A 23,848-nucleotide genomic window follows, 5' to 3' on the forward strand; every position below is an offset into this window, starting at 1 on the left:
ATTTATCTAATGATTTTCGCTAAACTTTAGTGAATTTTACCAATTCCTTTGGAGTTATTAACTGGATTCCAGAATTGTCAACAATCAAATTGTTAAGTATCTGTGGAAAACGCCCATACCGCTTTTGGTCATTCAACCGACTGAATACTATAATTTTACTTTATCAAATAAATAAGGACTGCGCGCACAGTCCTTAAAAGCTCCGTAGCTCAATTGCATAGAGCAATGCTGTACGAAGGCATAGGTTACAGGTTGGAATCCTGTCGGAGCTACTTAAAGAGGGAGGAAAGTTTTCCTCCCTTTTCTATTTATAAAGATAGAGAAAAGTGTTTTTATCCTTAAACTCATTTTATTACAAATATGAACAAATTGATGTTTGATCGATATTAACAGTTATCTATCTAAACAAAATCGCCACAGCACCAATGGCGGTGACAATCAAAATAAAGCGTTTGTAATTCTTCTCGTTGATTCTCTTCACCAGAAAAACGCCCAATAACAGCCCCACAAAAATGGCCGGGAGCAATCGCAAGTTGATCAGCAGACTTTCTACAGTAATCGTTTTCCAAACAAAAACGTGAAAGGGCATCTTAAAAAGGTTAGTGATAAAAAACAGCCAAGCGGCAGTGCCCACAAACTCGTTTTTGGGCAAACGCATTGCCAAAAAGAAAATATTGGTGAACGCTCCTGCCAAGTTTCCGATCATGGTGCATACTCCCGATAAAATCCCCATGGAACCCGAAAACAGCCAATGGGTGGGCACCTTTTTTGATTTTCGGCGGTCCCAAAACACCAGCATGCCCAAGCTAATGAAAATCACCACCACCATGGCCCATTTAAATTCGCGCTCGGGAAGGTCTTTTCCGATTAAGACCCCGATAAGGATACCTAAAATCATCCAAGGCAAAAACCGCAGAATATATTTCCATTGAGTGTGTCGGTTGTAATAGATCACGGCAAACGTATCTCCTACAATCAACAAAGGAATAAAAAGCCCCGTAGAAGCCTTGGAACCAAACGCCAAAGCCATCAAGGTCACATTAAAAATGGACATTCCCTTGAGTCCTGCCTTGGAAACCCCCATCAAAAAAACAGCGGTGGCGGCCATGGTCCATGCAGCTACGGAAATATCTGAGAAAGCGGAAAGAAACATGAAGACTTTTTACAGGTTCACAAAAGTAACCCAAAAAACCTATCTTTAGGTCCAGCCAAACTAAACAAATGAAACTAGAACTTTTAGATTACATCATCATCTTTGGATTCTTCGCCATCGTGCTTTTTATAGGAATCTATGTTTCCAAAAAATCAGGAAAAAACACCGCAGAATACTTTTTATCCGGCCGAAGCATGCCCTGGTGGCTGTTAGGCTTTTCCATGGTAGCCACCACTTTCTCCACGGACACACCCAACTTGGTAACGGATTTTGTCCGTACCGATGGGGTTTCCGGAAACTGGGGCTGGTGGGCTTTTTTGCTCACGGGTTTGTTAACCGTATTCGTTTATGCGAAACTTTGGAGAAAATCCAATGTGGCCACGGATATGGAGTTTTACGATTTGCGATACGGAGGAAAACCGGCCCATTTCCTCAGGGGGTTCAGGTCGTTGTATTTGGGGGTGGTTTTTAATGTGATGGCGATGTCGGCGGTAACCTTGGCCGCTATCAAAATAGGGCAGGTAATGCTTGGGTTGGAACCTATTGAAACCGTACTCCTTGGGGGAACCATAACCGTGATTTTTAGTGCCGTTGGTGGTTTTAGGGGTGTAGTTTATACCGATTTTCTATTGTTTTTCGTTGCCATGGGCGGGGCCATTGGAGCCGCGGTCTATTTGGTGAACATGCCCGAAGTGGGCGGATTGGACAACATTTTGGCCAATGCCCAAGTACAGGAAAAAATGTCCATTTTACCCGACTTTTCCGATACGGAAGCCTTGATAGGGCTATTGATCATCCCCTTGGCAGTACAATGGTGGAGTGCTTGGTACCCTGGCGGAGAGCCGGGCGGTGGAGGTTATATTGCACAGCGGATGCTAGCCGCCAAAAACGAGAACCATGCTATTGGAGCCACTTTTTTCTTTAACATATTGCACTACGCACTACGACCTTGGCCTTGGATTTTGGTGGCTTTGGCCTCCATTGTGGTCTTCCCTGATTTGGAGAGCATCCAACAGGCGTTTCCGAATGTGCCAGAGAATATCCTCAAAAATGATTTGGCCTATTCCGCTATGCTCACCATGTTGCCCACGGGCTTGTTGGGTCTGGTCATGGCTTCATTGGGTGCGGCCTACATGTCCACCATATCAACCCACCTCAACTGGGGCTCCTCCTATATTGTGAACGACTTTTACAAGCAACAGGTCAACAAAGATGCTTCGGAAAAGGAATTGGTGAACGTAGGACGAATCTCTACGGTTGTTTTGATGGTGCTGAGTAGCCTATTTGCTTTGGAACTGAACAATGCCACTCAGCTGTTCGATATCATCATTATGTTCGGAGCCGGAACGGGACTTATCTTTTTGTTGCGATGGTTCTGGTGGCGTATCAACGCATGGAGCGAAATCGTGGCGATGTTCTCCTCAGGAATCATCTCCATTATTTTTTGGCAATTGGAAGACCCCTTGTTTTTGGCAGAAGGTGCTCCCTTTCCAGCATGGAGTAAATTTCCTTTAGTAGTGCTGATTACCACCATACTCTGGTTGGCCACCACATTTTTGACCAAACCGGAGGATAATAAAGTACTTTACCGATTCTATAAAATCACGAAGCCGGGAGGTCCTGGATGGAACAAGGTTCATGAAGCGGCCAAGGCCGACGGAGTTACCTTGGAAGATGAAAATGCCAAGTGGAGTGTGCCATCGGGTGTTTTGGCTATGATTGTGGGCTGTATTCTGGTGTATGGATGTCTTTTTGCCACAGGAAATTGGATCTATGGAAACTATCCATTGGCCCTAGGACTAACGGTGATGGTGTTGGTCGCGACATTCGTGCTCATCAGAATTTGGCGCGGCATGCGCAATGTATTTTGATGGATTTTAGCCTCTAAGTTCCAACAATCGGGCAACATATTTCCCGACCACATCAAACTCCAAGTTCACTCTTGTACCTACTTTGTAGGTATGGAATCGGGTGTGCTCATAAGTGTACGGAATAATGGCCACGCTAAACTTGTCCTTTTGGGAGTCGACCACCGTGAGGCTTACCCCATCAACGGTAATGGACCCTTTTTCGATGGTAACGTTGTTGAGCTTGGAATCATAGATAAATGTATAGACCCAACTCCCATCCTGCTCCGCAACCGATTGGCAAACCGCCGTTTGGTCCACATGTCCCTGTACAATGTGCCCGTCCAAACGTGCTCCCAATACCATGGCGCGTTCAAGGTTGACCGTATCGCCAACTTTAAGGTCTCCAAGATTGGTCTTGTTCAAGGTCTCTTCAATCGCAGTGACGGTGTAATTATCCCCGTTAATGGACACCACGGTAAGGCATACCCCGTTGTGCGAAACACTCTGGTCAATTTTCAATTCGGAGGTGATTCCCGAGCTAACGGTCAAGTGAAGATTTCCCCCCTCCTTTTCCAACTTTTCTACTTTCCCCAAAGTCTCTATGATCCCTGTGAACATGTGTCTTATTAATTGACTAGTTTTGTAATGCAAAAGTAGCCATAACGGCATTCATTTTATGAAGGAAAGTCAAAAAATAAGGTTAGGGATCTCCGTTGGGGATATTAACGGCATTGGGTGCGAGGTAGCGCTCAAAACATTTGAAGATGCAAGAATGTTGGACTTTTGCACTCCGGTCATCTTTGCATCCAACAAAACTGTCTCCCAACAGATCAAGGATTTGGGAATCGACATCAAGTTCAATGGCGTTCGTGATGCCGAACAGGCCATTGAGGGCAAGATCAATATTGTGAATGTCTGGAAAGAGGTGCCTGCCATAACCTACGGAGAGGCTACCAAGGAAGGCGGTGAGTATGCCATTAAATCGTTACGGGCCGCTGTTGACGCACTCAAAGAAGACAAGATAGATGTCTTGGTCACTGCGCCCATCAACAAGAACAATATTCAGTCGGAGGACTTCAATTTTCCGGGCCATACCGACTTTCTCGCCAAAGAATTGAAGGGAGAAAGCCTCATGTTTATGGTCACCAACTCCCTTCGTGTGGGATTGCTTACCGATCATATTGCGGTAAAGGATGTGGCCGAGGCCATTACCCCAAAATTGATTCGTGATAAGGTGATGACCATGGAAAAATCGCTAAAAATGGATTTTGGCATTCGTCGCCCCAAAATTGCCCTTTTGGGCATCAATCCGCATAGCGGCGACAACGGAACCATTGGCGAAGAAGATGACAAGATTTTAAAGCCCACCATAAAAGAATTGTTCAACAAAGGGGTTTTGGTTTACGGCCCATACTCCGCCGACAGCTTCTTTGGGTCCAAAAACCACGAGAGTTTCGATGCCATTTTAGCTGCCTATCATGATCAGGGCCTCATTCCGTTCAAAACACTTTCCTTTGGAAAAGGAGTCAATTATACCGCCGGACTGGACAAGGTGAGGACCTCCCCAGATCATGGCACGGCCTACGAAATCGCTGGAAAAGGCAAGGCTGACGAGAGTTCTTTTAAGGAAGCGGTGTTTACCGCCATACAAGTGTTCAGAAATAGAACAGAATACTTGGAATTGACCAGAAACCCCCTGCAAAAGCAGAAAATTAAGCGTGGGGGCTAAAAAGTTGACTGCATTTTGGATATTTGTTGTAGCTAGAATTGCAGTTTTGTAAATTAGTAGTATCTTTGCACCCGCCTTTAAAGGCTGGTACACAATCCTTAAGTGTAGAAATGATGAAGCTGAAAGAGTTTTTTATCCCTTTTTCAGGTCTGAAGTTGGGAAAACATAAATTTGTGTGCGAGATTGATGATGCGTTCTTTGAATCTTTTGACTACCAAGAATTTAACGGGGCCTCCGTCAACATAAGTGCTGTTCTGGAAAAGATGAGCACCATGATGGAACTCGAAATGAAAGCAACCGGCACCATAAATGTAGATTGCGATCTAACAGGTGAGTCCTATGACCAGCCCATCGATTCCGATTTGAAACTTGTCGTCAAGTTTGGCGAAGAGTACAACGACGAAGACGATGAAATTTTGATCATTCCGCATGGAGAGCACCAGTTCAATATAGCCCAATACATTTATGAAATGTTGGTGCTGGCCGTTCCGCAGAAAAGAGTGCATCCCGGAGTTGAGGACGGAACCTTGCAATCGGACATCTTGGACAAACTGGAAGAGTTGCAGCCAAAAGAGCAAAAAGAACCATCGGAAAAAACAGACCCAAGGTGGGACGATTTAAAAAAGTTACTAACGGATAAATAGGTTTATAATGGCACATCCTAAAAGAAAAACATCAAAAACCAGAAGGGACAAAAGAAGAACCCACTACAAAGCAGTTGCGCCAACAATTGCCAAGGACTCCACAACAGGTGAAATGCACTTGTTCCACAGAGCTCACTGGCATGAAGGCAAATTGTACTACAGAGGTCAGGTTTTGATTGACAAAACAGAAGAGGAAACTGCGGCTTAAGCGCAAATCCCTTGTAATAAAGCAACTCCCGTTGAATTTTTAACGGGAGTTTTTTTATGGACCCTTCTTAACACCCAAAAACGGTTAATTTTACCGATAAAGTCATATAAAATGACTAATTTTCACCGCTTTTGGGTCAAATTTCAATCCTTTTGACAATAAAGAGAGGCTAAAATGAAGAAAACAACGGCAGCAATAACAGCTGTAGGAGGATACGTTCCCGATTTTGTACTTTCCAATAAAGTGTTGGAAACCATGGTCGATACCAACGACGAGTGGATCACCACCCGAACCGGGATCAAGGAACGCAGACTCTTAAAAGAAGAAAATGCAGGAACATCTTTTATGGCGATCAAAGCCGCAGAAGATCTTCTTCAAAAGAGGGGAATTGAAGCCTCAGAAATAGATTTTGTTTTGGTGGCCACCGCCACCCCCGATATGCCCGTTGCAGCAACAGCTGCCTATGTCGCTTCGGAAATTGGAGCTGTAAACGCCTTTGCGTACGATCTTCAGGCGGCCTGTTCCAGTTTTTTGTATGGGATGTCTACCGCGGCCAGCTACATCGAATCCGGCAGATATAAAAAGGTATTGGTCATTGGGGCCGACAAAATGTCCTCCATCATTGATTATACCGATAGGACCACCTGTATCATTTTTGGTGATGGTGCCGGAGCTGTGCTGTTCGAACCTAATGAAGAAGGACTTGGGCTTCAGGATGAGTACCTCCGTTCCGATGGTATCGGGCGGCAGTTCTTAAAAATTGATGCCGGAGGCTCCATATTGCCCGCATCAGAGGAAACCGTCAAAAACAAACAACACTTCGTTTACCAAGATGGGAAATCCGTCTTTAAATTTGCCGTTTCAAACATGGCCGATGTTTCGGCATTGATCATGGAGCGGAACAACTTGACCAAGGACGATGTGCATTGGTTGGCGCCCCATCAGGCCAATAAACGCATTATCGATGCCACCGCAAACCGCATGGGTGTGGAGGCGGATAAGGTAATGATCAACATTGACCGTTATGGTAATACCACATCGGCAACACTCCCCTTGTTGTTGCACGATTACGAAAAACAATTGAAAAAAGGAGACAATATTATTTTCGCCGCCTTTGGTGGTGGTTTTACATGGGGTTCCATTTATTTAAAATGGGCCTATAATTCTTAATCACACAACTAACTAAATTATATTCCATGGACATTAAGGAAATTCAAAGTTTAATCAAGTTTGTCGCCAAGTCGGGCGCCAGCGAGGTGAAGTTGGAAATGGAGGACATTAAAATCACCATTCGAACGGGAAGCACAAGCTCTGGCTCACCCGAAACCACCATTGTTCAACAAATCCCAGTGCCCCAGGCTACAACAGCTGCCGCTCCGGCACCACAGGCTCCAGCAGCACAAGAAGCCACTGCTCCGGCACCGGCCGATTCCAAAAAAGCAGATGATGATTCCAAATACATCACCATCAAGTCGCCCATTATTGGAACATTCTACAGAAAACCTTCCCCGGACAAGCCGCCGTTTGTTGAGGTAGGAACTTCCATCAGTAAAGGTGATGTACTTTGTGTGATAGAGGCGATGAAACTCTTCAACGATATCGAATCCGAAGTTTCCGGAAAGATTGTAAAGATTTTGGTTGATGATTCCTCACCAGTGGAGTTTGACCAACCATTATTCTTGGTGGACCCATCGTAGCGAATTTTAAATGATCGTTTTTGGGGCCGTTGGTTTCCAAAATCATTTAAGATTTAGAATTCCTAACTAAAGATTGTGTTCTATGTTTAAAAAAATATTGATAGCAAATAGGGGCGAAATTGCCTTGCGGATCATCAGGACCTGCAAGGAAATGGGCATAAAAACGGTAGCCGTTTACTCCAAGGCCGACGAGGAAAGTCTTCATGTCCGATTTGCCGACGAAGCAGTATGTATAGGCCCTGCGCCCAGTAGTGAATCGTATTTGAAGATTCCAAACATCATCGCTGCTGCCGAAATCACCAATGCCGATGCCATTCACCCTGGCTATGGGTTCCTGTCCGAAAACTCCAAATTCTCCAAGATCTGTGCCGAGCATGATATCAAATTTATTGGTGCCTCCGGCGAACAAATTGATAAAATGGGAGATAAGGCCACGGCCAAGGAAACCATGCGGAAAGCTGGTGTACCTACCGTTCCCGGTTCGGAAGGTCTATTGAAAGATGTTGCCCACGCCAAAAAAGAGGCAAAAAAGATGGGGTATCCCGTAATGATCAAAGCCACAGCCGGTGGTGGAGGTAAAGGGATGCGTGCTATTTGGTCGGAAGATCAAATGGAGAAAAACTTCAACAGTGCCGTTACCGAAGCAACAGCTGCTTTTGGAAACGGCGGAATGTACATGGAAAAACTGATTGAAGAGCCCCGACATATTGAAATCCAAGTTGTGGGAGATCAATACGGAAAAGCATGCCACTTGTCGGAAAGGGATTGCTCCGTGCAACGTAGGCACCAAAAGTTGACCGAGGAGACACCTTCTCCTTTTATGACGGATAAGCTTCGTGAGGATATGGGCAAGGCCGCGGTAAAAGCAGCCGAATATATTAAGTACGAAGGTGCCGGAACCATTGAGTTTTTGGTGGATAAACACCGTAACTTCTACTTTATGGAGATGAACACCCGTATCCAAGTGGAACACCCAATTACCGAGCAGGTGGTGGACTACGATTTGATTCGGGAACAGATTTTGGTAGCCGGTGGAGTACCTATTTCAGGAAAAAACTACTATCCAAAGTTACACTCCATAGAGTGCCGTATCAACGCGGAGGACCCTTACAACGACTTTAGGCCATCTCCAGGGAAGATTACCACCTTGCATACTCCAGGTGGACATGGCGTGCGTTTGGATACCCATGTGTACAGCGGTTATATGATTCCGCCGAACTACGATTCGATGATCGCCAAGCTAATTACCACTGCCCAAACTAGGGAAGAGGCCATCAATAAAATGAGAAGAGCTTTGGACGAGTTTGTAATCGAGGGAATCAAGACCACCATTCCGTTCCATCGTCAATTGATGGACCATCCTGATTATTTGGCTGGAAATTATACCACCAAATTCATGGAGGACTTTAAAATGGACCCAAAGTATAAAGAAGAACATTAATTTGAACCCCGATTTATCGGGGTTTTTTAGTTATGGAATTGAGTTATTGGGAACATAAAAGTTGGTTTTCCGATGTGGATTTCACCATCGTTGGAAGCGGCATCGTTGGACTCAATTGTGCCATCAGCCTAAAGGAAAAATATCCCAAATCCAATATCCTAATCCTGGAAAAAGGCAGTCTGCCGCAAGGGGCAAGCACCAAAAATGCAGGTTTTGCCTGTTTTGGAAGTGTTTCCGAAATCTTGTCCGATCTAGACCATCATACGGAAGAAGAAGTGGTGCAACTGGTCCAAAAGCGTTGGAACGGTATCCAAAGGCTACGGAATTTACTGGGGGATAAGGCCATCGATTTCCAATTGCTGGGCGGACACGAGCTTTTCCCGTTGGACAAACCAGACTTTTACGAAAAGTGTTTACAGTCTCTCCCTTACCTCAACAACCTATTGGAACCCGTTTTTGGGCAAAAGCCATTTAAGGCCACCGAGAATAGTTTTCATTTTGGAAACATTCAGCAGAAATACCTCACGCATCAACTGGAAGGCCAATTGGATACGGGTGAAATGATGCGTTCCCTCATCCATAAATGTACCGCCATGGAGATTCCCATTTTAAATGGGATTACGGTTCAGAATATCGAGCAACTCAACCAGAGCGCCTTGATTCGAACAATGGATTTTGAGTTTGTATCCAAAAAGGTGTTTGTCGCCACCAATGGGTTTGCATCGAAACTTTTAAAATCGGAAACAGTGCAACCGGCACGCGCCCAAGTATTGATAACTGAGCCCATCAAAAACTTACCCATAAAGGGAACCTTCCATTTTGATGAGGGTTATTATTATTTCAGAAATATAAATGATCGTATTCTGTTTGGCGGTGGGCGCAATCTTGATTTTAAGACTGAGGAGACCATGATGTTTGGACAAACCAAAATCATCCAACAAAAATTGGAGTCCCTCCTCCGTGAAATGATCTTGCCAAATCAATCCTTTCAAATTGAGCGGCGTTGGAGCGGTATTATGGGCGTGGGTGCGCAAAAGTCGCCCATCGTCAAGCAAATCTCCAATTCCATTGCCTGCGGCGTACGCTTGGGCGGAATGGGAGTTGCGCTCGGCAGCCTAGTTGGCCAAGGGTTGGCAGAGCTGGCAGATTAAACCATTCTCCCGTCCAGCAAATTGATGATTCTGGAACCGTACTCCGCGTTCTTTTCCGAGTGCGTGACTTGAATAATGGTTACCCCTTCCTCGTTCAATTGCTTGAACAGTTCCATGATTTCCTCGCCCTGTTTGGAGTTCAAGTTGCCCGTAGGTTCATCGGCCAGAATCAACTTTGGGTTGGCGATCAAAGCTCGGGCCACCCCCACCAATTGTTGTTGTCCTCCGCTCAGCTGGGCTGGAAAAAGGTCCTTTTTGCCCACAATGTTAAAACGGTCCAGCATATCGGCTACCATGGCCTTCCGTTCCGAACCTTTGACTTTTTTATAGATCAGAGGCATTTCCAAATTTTCCTGTACGGTAAGATCGTCCAACAGATGATAGGATTGGAACACAAAGCCGATGTATTGCTTGTATAGATTGGAACGGTGTTTTTCTTTGAGGGAATGAACCGATTCGTCCAAAAAGTTGTACTCCCCTTCATCAAAGGTGTCCAACATCCCGATGACATTGAGCAAGGTAGATTTTCCTGAACCTGAAGGGCCCATTACAGAGATAAACTCTCCTTGTTCCACTTGTAAATTGATGTCTTTAAGCAAAAAAATACGCTGGCCCCCAGAGTTGACCCATTTGAATATATTGTTGAGTTGTAGAAGCATAGTTGTGATTTTTATTCGTTTCTGAGACTTTCAACCGGATTAATATTTGCCGTGCGATAAGTCCTTGCCCCGATTACGGCCAAAGAAACCAGTACCATACCTAAACCACCCGCTACAAATACCCACCAACTGAGCGATGTTTTATAAGCAAAGCCCTGTATCCACTCTTGGACCATATACCAAGCAATCGGAACAGAGATGATGAACGCAATCGCCACCAAAACCAAAAATTCCTTGCAAAGCAATAGGTTGAGTTGTGCCAGATTGGCGCCTAAAACTTTTCGAACCCCAATTTCCTTGACCCTGCGTTCAGTGGTATAGACCACTAAGCCCAAAAGCCCCATACAACTAATCAATATGGCAAGCCCTGTGGCCCACTTCAAAAGCTGAACTGTACTTTTCTCGGTCCTGTAGAAGTTTTGAACGATCTCACTCATAAATCGAAGGTTTATTTCTTCATCTGGATAAACCCCTTCCCATGCCTTCTTGATTTGATCAATGGATTCCGTCCATTGCTCCGAATTGTTTCCCAAATCAAAATGAATGTTTTGAAAGTTAGAATATCGACCCGACCAGTCCCCTGTAATTGCCATTGGGTCAATGCCGCTTTTCAAAGAGTGCTGGTTAAAATCTCGCATGAGACCGACAATTTGAATGTTCATGGTGTCCAATTTCACAAACTCACCTACCACTTCCTGTGGTTTTTCAAACCCGATAGCCCTAGCAAACGCTTCGTTCACTACATATTCTTTAATGCTGTCGTTCAATCGCTCTCTTCCAGATAAAATCGGAATCTTGTAGGTGTCCAAATAGGTTACGTCTCCCCACAATAGTTGGGTTTGCTCGTGAATTTCCGTACCATTTCTAAAATAGGTAAGTATTGTAGTCGAATAACTATTGGAAGCTGGAGGTTCGCCACCAAAACTGACATTGGATAGTTGCCCAAGGTTTTTTATTTCATTAAAAAGTCGCTCTTTCTTTACCTCAGATTTGTCGTTCCACGGAACAGAAACATAGGCTATGGCATCCGTTTTTATGCCCATGTCCTTGTTTAGGACATAATGCAGTTGTTTGCCCACCAAAAGTGTGGCTATAATAAAGACCTGAGCGACCACAAATTGGAAAACAGTCAATGTTTTGCGCAAGCGTACTCCTTTGTCCCCTTTGGATAATTGTCCCTTAAGCACAGAAACGGGCCGGAAACCAGAAAGCACAAACGCTGGGTAAAATCCAGACAAAAGGCTCACCAACACAATAAGGGAAAAAATCCCAACGATTCCTACAGGGGAGTATAGCACAGAGAGTGAAATATCGTCCGGATAAAAATCGGCAAACTGGCGCAGCAACACAGGAGCCAAGACTATGGATAACAGGGCCGCCAATGATGTCAAAATAAGGGTCTCCATCAAAAATTGACGTATGACCTGCTTTTTGGAACTGCCCAAGGTTTTTCTAATCCCAATTTCTTTGGCTCGTGTGAGCGCTTGAGCGGAGTTTAGGTTGATGAAATTAGCACAGCCCAACAGTAATAGGAACAAAGCAACAAATCCCAGACTCTTCAACACCTTGATGCTCGCTACGTGCCTTGAGTTATTGAACGGATATTCTCCGTATTTCCCTCCAAAATGAACGTCGCTAAGTGGCTGCAACACAAACAAACGGGTTTCATTCTCGGCCCAAGGCTCTTTATTCTTGTGTTCCTTGGCCAATTCCTCTAACCGAGATTGTATTCCTGCTAGACTAGCTTTGTCTTTGATTTTGAAGAATAGTTGATCACCTGAGCTGGTATTGTTCCAAGTATCGCTTGTCTTTAGCTCGTCCAAACCAAACATCGAAGCTGAGTCCATAGACATAAATTCGGTAAACCTTAGGTCGCTATTTTGTTTGAAATCGGCCACTATACCGGTAACTTTCACAGCAACAGAGTCGTTATATACGAGCGTTTTGCCTATCATGTCCCCTATTTTGGTGTGCGGAAAATAGCTTTCTGCTTTTTTCTGGGAAAGCACTACTTGTGCCGCTTCCGAAAGGGCAGACTCCTTGTCTCCTGCCAACCAATTATAATTGAACAACTGAAAGTAGGCATCATTCGCCAAAATGGAGTTCCCTTCATTTTTAAACCTAAGGTCTTGGGCCTTGTTTTCCACTTTGGAGAAACTGATACTACTGAAAGGCGCCGCCAGTTCTACCCCTGGCATGCCTTCTTGAAAGGTCTGCATCAAGGGCAATGCCACCCCTCTATTGGTAAAAGTGTGCCCTGAGGACTTAAACTCTGTGGTTACCCGATAAATCCGGTCCTTGTCCTTATGGAAGGTATCAAACGTAAAATCGTAATACACGATAGCACCTATGACCATCGCCGCACAAATACCAATCGATAGCCCCAACACATTGATTACAGAAAACAATTTGTTTTTTACGAGGCTTCTCCAAGCTATTTTTAAGTTGTTGAAAAACATGACGCTTTATTCGTTTCTTAAACTTTTTACTGGATTTACAACGGCAGCTTTTATGCTTTGATAGCTCACCGTTAGTAACGCAACGCCTACCGCCATAAGTGCGGATAGCGCAAAAATCCACCACGGAATATCGATACGGTACGAGAAATCCTGAAGCCATCTATCCATGGCGTACCAACCCAAGGGCAGTGCAATGACCACGGCCAATCCCACTAACTTTAGAAAATCAACGGACAAGCGATAAACAATTTGGCCTACGCCAGCTCCCAGCACCTTTCGAACGCCGATTTCCTTTACCCGCTTTTGCGCGTTGAAGGTGGCAAGGCCCAACAAGCCCAAACACGCTATGATGATGGACAACAATGTGAAAATCATAAAAATCTCTCCTAACCGCTGTTCAGCCTCGTAGCTTGCGTTGAAGGAGTCATCCATAAAATAATGGTCAAATGGCTGTGTCGGGGCCATCTGTCTCCAAATATTCTCTATTTCGGCAATGGTTTGAGCCACGTCTCCGCCATTTAGCTTTATGGCCAAATTACTGGCAAATTCCCCGCCGTGGAAGAGCGCCAATGAGCCCACCTCATCCCTAAGGGTTTCGTAATGAAAGTTTTTCACCACCCCTATCACTGTGGACAAATTTCCTCCACCTTCCAGACCACCGACGAATTGGGTGCCTATGACGCTTTCTGGGGTCTTTCCCAAAACAGCTACTGCCTTTTCATTCAAGATGACCGCCGAAGAGTCGGTGGCAAACCTATCCAGGTCAAAAGTTCTCCCTGAAATCAAAGAAAGGTTCATTGTGGATAGGTAATCTTCATCCACCTCCCATTGTTGCATATTGATGGATTTCTCTTGACTACGGTCTTCCGCCAACAAATAGGTCCCACTGCTTCTTGCGGAGGGTGTTGGCAAGTTACTGCTCAAGGTAGCATGGTTTACTTGGCTTATTCGAAGTACAGCATCTTTGAAGGCCTGCTTTTTACCTTCCAAGCTGTTAACTCCTCCTATCACCAGCACTTGATTTTTTCCATATCCGAGGTCCTTGCCCTGAATAAAGCGCAACTGTTGAAATACGGTCAACGTACCCATGATGAGAAACACGGAAATACTAAATTGAAAAATTACCAAAGCGTTTCTCACCCTGCCTCCTCCAATGGAATTGTCCCCTTGGCCCTTGAGCACTTTGGCTGCCACAAAACGGGACATGAAAAACGCGGGATAACTGCCCGAAAACAACCCCAAAACCAAGGCTGCGACGAGTAAAATCAACCAGAAAAATGGATTGGAATAGGGTATGGATAGCTCTTTCCCTGCTAAATCGTTATAAAAGGGCATGGCGACAGATGCAATAACGATGGCAAACAGTAAGGAACCAACGGCAATGAGCCCGGATTCCGTTAAAAACTGCCCTATCAAACCGCTTCGTTGCGAGCCTAAGGTTTTTCGAATACCAACTTCCTTTGATCGTTTTAGGGAATGTGCCGTGGACAGGTTCATAAAGTTTACACTGGCCAAGACCAACAAGATAATGGCGATAGCCCCAAGAATGTATACATTTTTGATGTCGCTCACCGTGCTGAACTCAGGGCTTCGTCCGGAATGCAAATGAATATCCGTTAATGCAATGGAGGAGTAGTTCACATAATTACCGGAATCCAGAAATTGCTGTTCTGTAATTCCCGGGAAAAACCGCTGTGCATAAGGAATCAAATATTTCCCGACCATGGCCTGCATTTCATCTTGAATATCCGAACCCGAAGCACCCGGAACAAGCTTTACAAAGGTGTAGTAATTATGGTTTCCCCACTCGGCAAGTTGGGCATCTTCATACCCTGACATTGCCAAGAAAATAGGTTTGTCCCTGAAAATGGAGTTTTTGGGCAAATCTTCCATCACCCCCGTTACGGTATACACCTCTTGATCGTTGATCATCAAGGTTTTTCCAATAGCTTGGTCAACAGGGAAATGTTTTTCGGCAGCGGTTCGCGTCATGATCATGGTGTTCGGCTCCACCAACGCCGTGCGTTCATCCCCATGCAACAATTGTATCCCGAACATCTTGAAAAAAGTGGAGTCGGCATATGCTATCTGATGCTCGCGTACATTGTCCGTAGCATCTTGCAAACGAATGGAAATACTCCCTATGTTCCTGAAACGTGTGGCCATTTCAACCTCTGGAATATCATTTACCAATGCTTCGGCCATGGGTGCCGATACTTCGGCCGTTTCTTCTTCCGCTCCGCCAAATTTCATATCGGAATTAATCCGATAGATGCGGTCGGCATCCACGAACATTTTGTCGTGGCTCAAATCGTCATAAATGTACAGTCCGAGCAAAAGCCCACCAGCCATTCCAATCGCTAATCCAAATATGTTGAGAAATGTGAAGAATGGCTGCTTTTTAAGGCTTCTCCATGCTATTTTGATGTTGTTCTTGAACATGATCTTCGTTTTTTGATGTTGACTACTCCGTTCTTAGGCTACGGGCAGGGTTTGATTTTGCTGCCCTAATGGCCTGAAAGCTCACTGTAAGGATGGTTACGGCTAAGGCTCCCAGCATGGCCAAGGCAAAAATCCACCACTTGAGAATTACCCGATAGGGATATTCCTGCAGCCAGCCGTTCATCACATAATAGGCGATGGGAACTGCAATAAAGCAGGAGATGATCACCAATTTTAAGAAGTCTTTGGACAGCATATTCCACACATTGAACACCGAAGCTCCGAGCACTTTTCGAACTCCGATTTCCTTGGTGCGCTGCTCCGCAACGAAGGAGGTCAGACCAAACAGTCCCAAACAACTGATCAGAATGGCCAAGGCGGTAAAAATCCCCGATAATCTTCCTATCCGTTCTTCTGCCGCGAACTTTTCCCCGTACTCTTGGTCCACAAAGTCGTATTGAAATGGGATATCGGGAAAATGTTCCTTGAAAACCCTTTCTATTACCGCCAAATTCTGGCTGGCACTTTGTGATGGGTTCAATCTCATGTTGTAGTAGGAACCATTTTCGTGTTTATCAAAAACGTACATGCCTTGTTTTACTGGCTCGTAGGGCGACTGTGCAATCATATCTTGCACTACGCCAATAATCTTCAAAGGTGGGGAAGGGTCTTCCTCATCATCATCCTTGATAAATTTACCGATGGGGTTCTCCAGTCCCATGTATTTTACCGCGGTTTCGTTGAGCAATACGGCATTGGAGTCCGATGGAAATTCCCTCGAGAAATCCCTGCCCTGCACGATTTTCAAGTTCAGACTTTTGGCGTATTCGGGTGACACCTCGGTCCAAGCCAAATCTTCTTGGAAACCTTCCGGCTTGCCTTCCCAGACGAATCCACTGCGGTTGGACCAAATATTTGTGGTTGGGGCACTAGAGGTGGACATTTCCACCACGGCTCCCGATGCGATGAATTCGTCCCGCATCAATTCAAATTTTCCCTGAAAATCTTGGCTCATCGTAGGTATCTGCACCAATCCTTCCTTATCATAGCCAATGGGTCTGTTTTTTGCGTAATTGATTTGCTGCATTACGATTACCGTGCCGATAATAAAGGCTACGGAAACGGTAAATTGTAGTACCACCAATATTTTACGGGGCAGTCCCGAGTGTTTTCCTGCTTTAAAAGTTCCCTTTAATACTTCAACCGGTCTAAATGAAGACAAGTAGAGCGCCGGATAGCTACCTGCCAGTAGCGCCGTAAACAGTACGAACCCTAAAGATGCGGCCCAAAAACCAACGGAAGACCACGGGAAATCGATATCCTTTCTAGCCAACTCATTGAATCCATTGAGGGATAGTACCACAATAACCACCGCAATCAAAAATGCCAACAGGACCACAACAAACGATTCTCCCAAAAACTGATTGATCAATTGGCTTCGCTGCGAACCGATGGATTTTCTAATACCGACTTCTTTCGCCCTTTTTTCGGAACGGGCTGTGCTCAGATTCATAAAGTTGATACAGGCCAATAAGAGGACAAACGCTCCAATGATTCCAAATAGCCACACATATTTGATTCTTCCACCGACTTGCTTTCCATTTTCAAAGCGCCCCCTTAAATGCCAATCCTTCATGGGAAAGAGAAACAACTCTGCATTAAATTCCTTGGAATTTTCGTTCAGTTCCTGCTTTACCTTCAAAATTTTAGCGGTAACGGACTCAAAACTGGTATTGTCCGCGATTTGGACAAACATTTGGAACGAATTGTTGCCCCACTGATCTTCAGCATTCTTAATCCATTCGTTCACGGAAACATATTTGTCCCAAGGCATGATAAATTCAGTATCATTGAAAGAATTGTTGAAAGGGATATCCTCGTACACCGCGGTCACCATCATATCGTATTGGCTGTTCACTTTTACAGTTTTCCCGATGGGGTCTTCATCCCCGAAAAGAGCCTTAGCGGTAGACTCACATAGCATGATGGAGTTGATTTCGCGAACACCGTCCTTTTCGCCTTTTAATATGTTAAGGTCCAACATGTCTGGAGCCTCACGCTGCATAAAGTTCCCTGTTCTGGAAATGCTGGTTTCTTTATACTTTAGGTATTGCGAAGTGTTCCAAGAGGACATGACCAAATGCTGGAAATTGTCCATATAGCTTTCTCGCAAGGCTTTCTCCAAAGGACGTGGAATAGCGGGCCCTGTTCCCGTTTCACCATTGAATGTCTGCGATTGGAACACTTGCGCTATCTGGTTCTTATGGGTAAAGTAATCGTTATGGCTCAGCTCGTCGTTGATCCACAAACCAATAATCAGGGTAACGGCCATCCCAATGGCCAATCCGCCCACGTTGATGATGGTGTAACCCTTATTCTTTGAAAGGTTCCTCCAAGCTATTTTTAGATAATTCTTGAACATGGTTTTCGTTTTTTTTGATTGATTTATTCCGTCCGCAAACCTTTGGTGGGCTTCAAGAGCGCCGCCCCAATGGATTGATAGCTAATGGTTACAATCGCTACGCCGAGCGCTATAAGTGCCGCCAGGGAAAATATTTCCCAGCCTATGTTGATGTGGTATGCAAATCCTTCCAACCACCGGTTCATCAAATACCAACCAATAGGAATCGCAATTCCGATGGAAATAAGGATGAGCTTTAAAAAGTCGAGGGTGAGCAATTGGTATATGTTCTTGAACGGTGCTCCCAAGACCCGGCGGATACTGATCTCCTTTCTACGCTGTTCCACCATAAATGCCGAGAGCGCAAAAAGCCCTAAACAGGCCACAAGAATGGCAAAAAGGGCAAAACTGTTAAAGATGCTTCCCATACGTTGCACATCGGCATGCATTTGGGCGAACTCTTCCTCCAAAAAGGTATAATTCATCGCTTGGTTGGGAATCGTACGGTTCCACACCTGCTCCACAGAGGCCAGTGCTTCTGCAGGATTTCCCTTTTCCAATTTTATGGAAACGGCCCCTACATCTTTCCCAATGACCAACGACAATGACGAAATATCCTCTTTTAAGGACTTAAAGTGAAAGTCCTCGATTACCCCGATAATGGTAAATACTTGGCTGTTATTGTCCAATTTCTTGCCGATGGGGTCTTTCAATCCCAGTTCGGAGGCCATTTTGCTATTGATTACGATAGAGTTGATGGAATCATAGGCATATTCTTTGGAGAAGTTCCTCCCTTTTTCCAGCTGAATTCCCAGGGTTTCGATATAATCATAATCGACCCGCCATTTTTGTGCAGGCACACCCCTTCCACCATCATCCTGACCGTCCACCATAAAAGTATTGCCGTTTCTGCTTCCGCCATCAATGGGCAAATAATTGGTGGCTGTTACGCTCTTTACTTGCGATAGCCCCTCCAATTGCTCCTTAAAAGCTTCCATTTTGTTCCCTAAGATGTTGGTTCCTTCCAACACGACCACACGCTCCTTATCATAGCCAAGTTCTTTGCTGACGATAAAATCCATCTGGCGATAAATGATCAAGGTGCCGATAATCAAAATGACCGAAGTGGTAAATTGAAATATGACCAATCCGCTGCGCAACCTTCCGCTTTTCCTGCCCACGCTCAGGGTTCCCTTTAATACATTTACGGGCCTAAAGGCCGACAAATAGAAAGCGGGGTAGAGTCCTGCCAAAACCCCCACCAAAAGAGCGGCTACAAGCAGGATGGGAAGAAACCACCATGCGGACAAAGCCAATTCCATGTTTTTGGCGGCTATTTGGTTGAAGGTAGGGAGAAGTACCCAAGCTAATCCAACGCCCAAAATGAACGAAATAATACTGAAAATCATCGATTCCGTGAGAAACTGCCCCACCAAATTGTTGCGAAAGGCTCCGATGGTTTTTCGCAACCCCACCTCCTTGGCCCGATTCGCTGATTTGGCGGTGGAAAGGTTGATGAAATTGATGATGGCCAACAACAGCACAAAAATGGCAATGGCCGCAAACAGCCAAACAAACTTAATGTCGCCGTGCTTTAGGCCATCCTGCATTTTCAGGTCGGATTTCAAATAAATATCGGTAACCGGTTGAAGCTTGTATTCTGCTGTTCTCAGCACATCGATAAAGTCGGCCGAACGCCCTCTTTTTATTTGGGCAGGAATGATATATTTTTCGACAATCAAGGACATTTTCTGCTCCAACGCCGGGATGTCCGTATTCGGGTTTACCAGTACGTAGGTAAAGTAATTCTGGTTGGTCCAATTCTGATTGGTGTCCTCAATGGGCAACAAAAAGTCAAAATCTAAGTGCGAGTTCTCCGGCACATCTTCCATAATTCCCGTAACCGTGTAAGGCTTGGAGGTATCATTGTCCAAAAAAATGGTCTGCTGCAGGGCATCTCCGTTTGGAAAGTATTTATCCGCCTTGGAGCGAGACATCACAATACTGCTGGGTCGTGAAAGTGCCGTTTGGGGGTTGCCCTCATCCAGCTGGATTTCCAAGATATCAAAAGCCTCTTGGTCGGCCAGAATAAAGTTCTCTTCAAAAGTGTTCTCGTTTTGTCCACTTACCCGCATTCCTCTTTTGCCAGCACCAAAAATCTCAATGGTATTGACTTTCCCCGCCTTGGTGATTTCTGGAAAATTGGATTGGAGCGCATCGGCAAAGGGCAATTGAAAATGCGTGCTCTTCATCACTTCGCCTTGGACCTCTCCTTGAAAAACCACCCGGTAGATCTGGTCCTTTTTTGTATAGTGCTCATCATAACTGATTTCGTTTCGGATAAAAAGAGCGATCAAAAGGCAGGCGGCAATACCTACGGCAAAGCCTCCAATCTTGATAAACGTGAAGAGCTTGTCCTTTTTAATGGTCCTCCAGGCAATATTTAGGTGGTTTTTGAACATGTGATTGATTTGATTGTTTTTTGATTGACCCTTTGCTTCGACTACGCGCTCGGCAGCACTCGCTCAGGGCTGGTGAATAAACTCCTATACCATGCCTTTCAATGGTTTGTTCTGACTTTCCGTTACAATTTGCCCGTCGAACAGGTTGATGACCCTGTGGGCGTAATGTGAATCATGATCGGAGTGGGTCACCATTACGATGGTAGTTCCCTCTTGGTTAAGTTCCGTCAACAGGTTCATCACTTCGATTCCGTTTTTGGAATCCAGGTTACCCGTAGGCTCATCCGCCAAGATCAATTTTGGGTTCGTCACAACGGCTCTGGCAATGGCCACTCTCTGTTGTTGACCTCCAGACAGCTGTTGTGGAAAGTGCTTTTCCCTATGGGCGATTTTCATGCGCTCGAGAACCTTTTGTACTTTTTCCCTACGCTCTGCCTTGTTCATTTTAAGGTAGATTAAGGGCAGTTCCACATTTTCGAATACTGTGAGCTCATCGATTAGGTTAAAACTCTGGAACACAAAGCCCAAATTTCCTTTTCGGAGTTGGGTGCGTTGGCTTTCTTTGAGTCCGCCCACTTCGTGGCCCGCAAAGTTATAGCTCCCTTCAGTGGGGTTGTCCAGCATACCGATAATGTTCAACAAGGTTGATTTTCCGCAACCGGACGGTCCCATAATGGCCACGAATTCGCCTTCTTCCACTTTGAGGTTCACCCCGTTGAGGGCCAAGGTCTCTACCTCCTCGGTGCGGAAGCTTTTTTTAAGGTTTGTAATCTGTATCATTTTTTGATGGTTGTTTTATAAAGACTATTCTGTTTTAAGGATTGTTACAATTGTACGGGTCATTGGAGTACGATCCGTTCCGCATCACCAAAACTGTCGTAGTTGCTAGTAATCACCTGTTCCCCGGGTTGAAGGCCCTCCAAGACCTCATAATATCTTGAGTTTTGCTTGCCCAAACGTACATTTCGTTTGATGGCCTCGTCCCCGTTGGGGTTGACCACAAATACCCATTGGCCCCCGGTACTCTGGAAGAAACCGCCCTTGGGCAACAATAAAGCATCGTTGGATTCGCCTAGCTGCAGTCGAATATTGTAACTCTGACCTGCACGGATGGTTTCGGGCCTGTCGTCCACAAATACCAAGTCCACACGGAACCTTCCGTTTCTTACCTCGGGGTATACTTTGCGCAATCGCAGTTTGTATTCGTTGCCGTTGCGTTCCAAGACTGCAGACAGGTCTCTTTTTACCCTATCGATATAATGTTCGTCGATATCGGCCTCGATCTTAAAATCGGTCAGTACGTTGATCTGTCCAATACGTTGGCCCTGTAAAATATTTTGACCAATTTCTGCGTCCAAAAAGCCCAACTGTCCGTCTGCAGGGGCCCGAACGTTCAAGTGATCCAAACGCTCGTACACCATGGACAAGGTTTTTTGCATCCTATCCAAGTCGGCATCCAAGCCTTTGAGTGAGGTTTCCCGCAGCTCATCGTCCTGCTCGGTCTGCAGTTTCACGATTTCATATTGCTTTTTGGCCAGTTCATAGTTTTCCTTGGACAGTAAATACGCCTCTTTGGAAATCAATTCGTCTTGGTACAGCTCCTCGTTCTGTTCGTAGTTCCGCTTCAACCGTTGCAAATCATATTCCGCAGTGGCCAAAGACCGTCTTCCCTCCACTTGGCGGGAATCGAAAGTAAGTTTAGTGGAGCGTAAATCGTTTTGCTTGAGTGCCAAATTGCTCTCACTTGCCAAAATTTGCTCATAAAGGGCCATGTTCTCCAACTTCAGGATAATGTCCCCTTTTTTGACCATCGAGCCCTCCTCTATCAATTTTTCGGAGACCCTTCCGCCCTCGTAGGCATCCATATAAATAGTTGCGATCGGGGCCACATTGCCATTAATGGTGATATAGTCATCAAACTTTCCATCGGTCACTGTGGAAATCGACAAACGTTCCTTTTCCGTTCTGAAAGTGGACACCGAGCTGGCAAAAATCAATTTATAGCCCACAAACAACAATAATATCCCTAGTGCGATATATCCATAATGCTTGGGTTGTAGTCCTTTTTTCTTTTCTAATTGTATATCCATGGTCGTTGTTAGTTGATATTAAAAATGGGCAGACCTCTATAAAAATCCAGTGTGCTATTATTGACCCGCAATCGAAGCTGGGCCTGTAAATTTTGATTTTGTGCGGTTGCGAACAAGTTTTTGGACTGCCTAAGTTCGATAGCGTTGATCATTCCTTTTTCGTAGCGTTTTTGAGCAATGGCAAAGGCAAGGGCCTGAGACTGCATTCCCTTTTGCGTTTGTACCGTCTCCGCCATCAAAGCTTCGTGCTCTTGCACCAATTGTTGAATAATTTGATATAGCTCCTGCTCGGTAATTTTGGCATTGTTCTTTGCTCTTTCCAAAGCTATTTTCTGTTGCTTCACCCGGGAACGGCTGGCCCATCCACTAAATATCGGAACGTTCAGTGATGCCCCAATAAATTTGAAGGTATTGTCACGTATTTGGTCCCTAAAAGGAATGGTAGTGCCCAAGGAGTCCCTGATGGTTTCAAAGTATCCGGTGCCGATACCGCCCTGCAAGCTAATGGAAGGGTAAAGACCGCCTCGCGTTGCCGATAATTGTTTTGTTGCGGCTTTTACGCGAAATTCTTGTGCTTTTATCGACGGCATAAAATCTTTGGCGGCAACAAAAATGGAGTCCGAAACCATGGCTTCAGTCTTTTCAAAAGAACCTGCCGCGATAAGTTCAGGCTGCAATGTGATATCGTTTTGGCCCTCAATGTTCATGGCTTGCAACAAGGTAAGCTTTGCTGCTTTCAACCTGTTCTCATTTTGGGTCAACGCTAAGCTGTCCGCATACAACAAGGATTCTGCCTCATATAAATCGGCCCCTGCCATCACGCCGAGTTCCACCTGTTTTTTGACCAAATCGTAATTGGTCTGGGATATTTGTACCTGCTCCTTCGCGATGTCGATAAGCCCTTGGATAAATTGGATGTCGTAATAGGCAGACATGACCCTAAAAGCCAATAAATACTTCTGCTGAAGGCTTTCTTCCTGGGTCGCCTTGTACAAAAACTTAGAAGCCTTGATATTGTTTATTTTTTGGAACCCCTGAAAAAGGTCGAAGGACGATTGTAGGGAATAATTGTTGGAGAAGAATTCAGTATTCACAAAACTGTTGTTCTCTGGGTTGATCGATCGACCAAAATTTATGCTGTAATCGGCAAACCCGTTGATTATGGGCAACAGATTGCGGATAGATTGGCGATAAGACTCCTTGTTGGAGTCAGTGTTCAGCTCAAAATCATTGATTTGGAGGTTGTTTTTTATGGCGTAGGCCACACACTCATCCAATGTCCAAACTTGCTGAGCCGACACCACCGCAGATGCAAATAAAAGTAATGTTGTTATGTATGTTTTTAAATTCATAGTGATTTCCTGTGCCAAACTACTTTCCATTCTTATGCCAAAATATTTTTTGCCTGATAATCAGGTGTTTATATGCAATTCCTTATAAAATAGTTCTTGCGGGTGTAAAA

General features: G+C 45.0%; 18 protein-coding genes and 1 tRNA gene. 9 read left to right on the plus strand and 10 right to left on the minus strand.

Features of this window, described 5'->3' with window-relative positions:
* Positions 1-198: 198 nt before the first annotated feature.
* Positions 199-272, plus strand: a tRNA-Arg gene (locus RBB12_RS02260).
* Between the two features lie 125 nt (positions 273-397).
* Here the strand turns inward: RBB12_RS02260 and RBB12_RS02265 are convergent.
* Positions 398-1,153 carry a sulfite exporter TauE/SafE family protein gene (locus RBB12_RS02265; RefSeq protein WP_293281082.1) on the minus strand — a complete coding sequence of 252 codons (756 nt, stop codon included), beginning with the start codon at positions 1,151-1,153 and terminating at the stop codon, positions 398-400.
* A gap of 68 nt (positions 1,154-1,221) precedes the next feature.
* Between RBB12_RS02265 and RBB12_RS02270 the strand changes: the two genes are divergently transcribed.
* Positions 1,222-3,024 carry a sodium:solute symporter family protein gene (locus RBB12_RS02270; protein ID WP_306012632.1) on the plus strand — a complete coding sequence of 601 codons (1,803 nt, stop codon included), beginning with the start codon at positions 1,222-1,224 and terminating at the stop codon, positions 3,022-3,024.
* A gap of 6 nt (positions 3,025-3,030) precedes the next feature.
* Here the strand turns inward: RBB12_RS02270 and RBB12_RS02275 are convergent, their stop codons facing one another.
* Entirely contained in the window at positions 3,031-3,621 is a 591-nt protein-coding gene (locus tag RBB12_RS02275; RefSeq protein WP_306012633.1) for a riboflavin synthase, read from the minus strand.
* A 58-nt stretch (positions 3,622-3,679) separates the two neighbouring features.
* Between RBB12_RS02275 and pdxA the strand changes: the two genes are divergently transcribed.
* The 7 genes from pdxA (at position 3,680) to RBB12_RS02310 (ending at position 9,873) form a co-directional block, all read left to right on the plus strand.
* A complete protein-coding gene (pdxA, locus tag RBB12_RS02280) occupies positions 3,680-4,732 on the plus strand; it encodes a 4-hydroxythreonine-4-phosphate dehydrogenase PdxA (RefSeq protein ID WP_306012634.1) in 1,053 nt (350 codons plus the stop codon).
* Between the two features lie 110 nt (positions 4,733-4,842).
* Positions 4,843-5,376: a YceD family protein gene (locus tag RBB12_RS02285; RefSeq protein ID WP_306012635.1), complete on the plus strand. Its 534-nt coding sequence runs from the start codon at positions 4,843-4,845 to the stop codon at positions 5,374-5,376.
* Between the two features lie 7 nt (positions 5,377-5,383).
* On the plus strand, positions 5,384-5,584 hold the full coding sequence (rpmF, locus tag RBB12_RS02290) for a 50S ribosomal protein L32 (RefSeq protein ID WP_014032589.1): 201 nt from the start codon (positions 5,384-5,386) through the stop codon (positions 5,582-5,584).
* Positions 5,585-5,758: 174 nt separating this feature from the next.
* Positions 5,759-6,754 (plus strand): beta-ketoacyl-ACP synthase III, encoded by a 996-nt coding sequence (locus RBB12_RS02295; protein WP_306012636.1) that lies wholly within the window; start codon positions 5,759-5,761, stop codon positions 6,752-6,754.
* 26 nt (positions 6,755-6,780) lie between these two features.
* Positions 6,781-7,281, plus strand: a complete 501-nt coding sequence (accB, locus tag RBB12_RS02300) for an acetyl-CoA carboxylase biotin carboxyl carrier protein (protein ID WP_306012637.1) — start codon at positions 6,781-6,783, stop codon at positions 7,279-7,281.
* Between the two features lie 82 nt (positions 7,282-7,363).
* Positions 7,364-8,722 (plus strand): acetyl-CoA carboxylase biotin carboxylase subunit, encoded by a 1,359-nt coding sequence (gene accC, locus RBB12_RS02305; RefSeq protein WP_179383175.1) that lies wholly within the window; start codon positions 7,364-7,366, stop codon positions 8,720-8,722.
* Between the two features lie 32 nt (positions 8,723-8,754).
* Entirely contained in the window at positions 8,755-9,873 is a 1,119-nt protein-coding gene (locus RBB12_RS02310; RefSeq protein WP_306012638.1) for an NAD(P)/FAD-dependent oxidoreductase, read from the plus strand.
* Here the strand turns inward: RBB12_RS02310 and RBB12_RS02315 are convergent.
* The 8 genes from RBB12_RS02315 to RBB12_RS02350 all read right to left on the minus strand — a co-directional run bounded on the left by RBB12_RS02315 (position 9,870) and on the right by RBB12_RS02350 (position 23,768).
* Positions 9,870-10,532 carry an ABC transporter ATP-binding protein gene (locus RBB12_RS02315; RefSeq protein ID WP_306012639.1) on the minus strand — a complete coding sequence of 221 codons (663 nt, stop codon included), beginning with the start codon at positions 10,530-10,532 and terminating at the stop codon, positions 9,870-9,872. The two genes, RBB12_RS02310 and RBB12_RS02315, sit on opposite strands and share 4 nt — an antisense overlap.
* Positions 10,533-10,543: 11 nt before the next feature.
* Positions 10,544-12,991, minus strand: coding sequence for an FtsX-like permease family protein (locus RBB12_RS02320; RefSeq protein ID WP_306012640.1), 2,448 nt, complete (start codon positions 12,989-12,991; stop codon positions 10,544-10,546).
* A gap of 6 nt (positions 12,992-12,997) precedes the next feature.
* Positions 12,998-15,433, minus strand: a complete 2,436-nt coding sequence (locus RBB12_RS02325; protein WP_306012641.1) for an ABC transporter permease — start codon at positions 15,431-15,433, stop codon at positions 12,998-13,000.
* Between the two features lie 22 nt (positions 15,434-15,455).
* On the minus strand, positions 15,456-17,855 hold the full coding sequence (locus RBB12_RS02330) for an ABC transporter permease (RefSeq protein WP_306012642.1): 2,400 nt from the start codon (positions 17,853-17,855) through the stop codon (positions 15,456-15,458).
* A 23-nt stretch (positions 17,856-17,878) separates the two neighbouring features.
* Positions 17,879-20,296 carry an ABC transporter permease gene (locus RBB12_RS02335; protein ID WP_306012643.1) on the minus strand — a complete coding sequence of 806 codons (2,418 nt, stop codon included), beginning with the start codon at positions 20,294-20,296 and terminating at the stop codon, positions 17,879-17,881.
* An 84-nt stretch (positions 20,297-20,380) separates the two neighbouring features.
* Positions 20,381-21,076, minus strand: coding sequence for an ABC transporter ATP-binding protein (locus RBB12_RS02340; RefSeq protein ID WP_306012644.1), 696 nt, complete (start codon positions 21,074-21,076; stop codon positions 20,381-20,383).
* A 59-nt stretch (positions 21,077-21,135) separates the two neighbouring features.
* Positions 21,136-22,386: an efflux RND transporter periplasmic adaptor subunit gene (locus RBB12_RS02345; RefSeq protein WP_306012645.1), complete on the minus strand. Its 1,251-nt coding sequence runs from the start codon at positions 22,384-22,386 to the stop codon at positions 21,136-21,138.
* An 8-nt stretch (positions 22,387-22,394) separates the two neighbouring features.
* Positions 22,395-23,768, minus strand: coding sequence for a TolC family protein (locus RBB12_RS02350; RefSeq protein WP_306012646.1), 1,374 nt, complete (start codon positions 23,766-23,768; stop codon positions 22,395-22,397).
* Between the last annotated feature and the right edge of the window lie 80 nt (positions 23,769-23,848).

The sequence above is a fragment of the Allomuricauda sp. MMSF_3307 genome, from assembly GCF_030733585.1.
Lineage (GTDB): Bacteria > Bacteroidota > Bacteroidia > Flavobacteriales > Flavobacteriaceae > Flagellimonas.

Bases quoted from the DNA above. Each gene is read 5' to 3' on its own strand.
- RBB12_RS02265 (WP_293281082.1), bottom strand. From the start codon at position 1,153: ATGTTTCTTTCCGCTTTCTCAGATATTTCCGTAGCTGCATGGACCATG.
- RBB12_RS02270 (WP_306012632.1), top strand. From the start codon at position 1,222: ATGAAACTAGAACTTTTAGATTACATCATCATCTTTGGATTCTTCGCC.
- RBB12_RS02275 (WP_306012633.1), bottom strand. From the start codon at position 3,621: ATGTTCACAGGGATCATAGAGACTTTGGGGAAAGTAGAAAAGTTGGAA.
- pdxA (WP_306012634.1), top strand. From the start codon at position 3,680: ATGAAGGAAAGTCAAAAAATAAGGTTAGGGATCTCCGTTGGGGATATT.
- RBB12_RS02285 (WP_306012635.1), top strand. From the start codon at position 4,843: ATGATGAAGCTGAAAGAGTTTTTTATCCCTTTTTCAGGTCTGAAGTTG.
- rpmF (WP_014032589.1), top strand. From the start codon at position 5,384: ATGGCACATCCTAAAAGAAAAACATCAAAAACCAGAAGGGACAAAAGA.
- RBB12_RS02295 (WP_306012636.1), top strand. From the start codon at position 5,759: ATGAAGAAAACAACGGCAGCAATAACAGCTGTAGGAGGATACGTTCCC.
- accB (WP_306012637.1), top strand. From the start codon at position 6,781: ATGGACATTAAGGAAATTCAAAGTTTAATCAAGTTTGTCGCCAAGTCG.
- accC (WP_179383175.1), top strand. From the start codon at position 7,364: ATGTTTAAAAAAATATTGATAGCAAATAGGGGCGAAATTGCCTTGCGG.
- RBB12_RS02310 (WP_306012638.1), top strand. From the start codon at position 8,755: ATGGAATTGAGTTATTGGGAACATAAAAGTTGGTTTTCCGATGTGGAT.
- RBB12_RS02315 (WP_306012639.1), bottom strand. From the start codon at position 10,532: ATGCTTCTACAACTCAACAATATATTCAAATGGGTCAACTCTGGGGGC.
- RBB12_RS02320 (WP_306012640.1), bottom strand. From the start codon at position 12,991: ATGTTTTTCAACAACTTAAAAATAGCTTGGAGAAGCCTCGTAAAAAAC.
- RBB12_RS02325 (WP_306012641.1), bottom strand. From the start codon at position 15,433: ATGTTCAAGAACAACATCAAAATAGCATGGAGAAGCCTTAAAAAGCAG.
- RBB12_RS02330 (WP_306012642.1), bottom strand. From the start codon at position 17,855: ATGTTCAAGAATTATCTAAAAATAGCTTGGAGGAACCTTTCAAAGAAT.
- RBB12_RS02335 (WP_306012643.1), bottom strand. From the start codon at position 20,296: ATGTTCAAAAACCACCTAAATATTGCCTGGAGGACCATTAAAAAGGAC.
- RBB12_RS02340 (WP_306012644.1), bottom strand. From the start codon at position 21,076: ATGATACAGATTACAAACCTTAAAAAAAGCTTCCGCACCGAGGAGGTA.
- RBB12_RS02345 (WP_306012645.1), bottom strand. From the start codon at position 22,386: ATGGATATACAATTAGAAAAGAAAAAAGGACTACAACCCAAGCATTAT.
- RBB12_RS02350 (WP_306012646.1), bottom strand. From the start codon at position 23,768: ATGGAAAGTAGTTTGGCACAGGAAATCACTATGAATTTAAAAACATAC.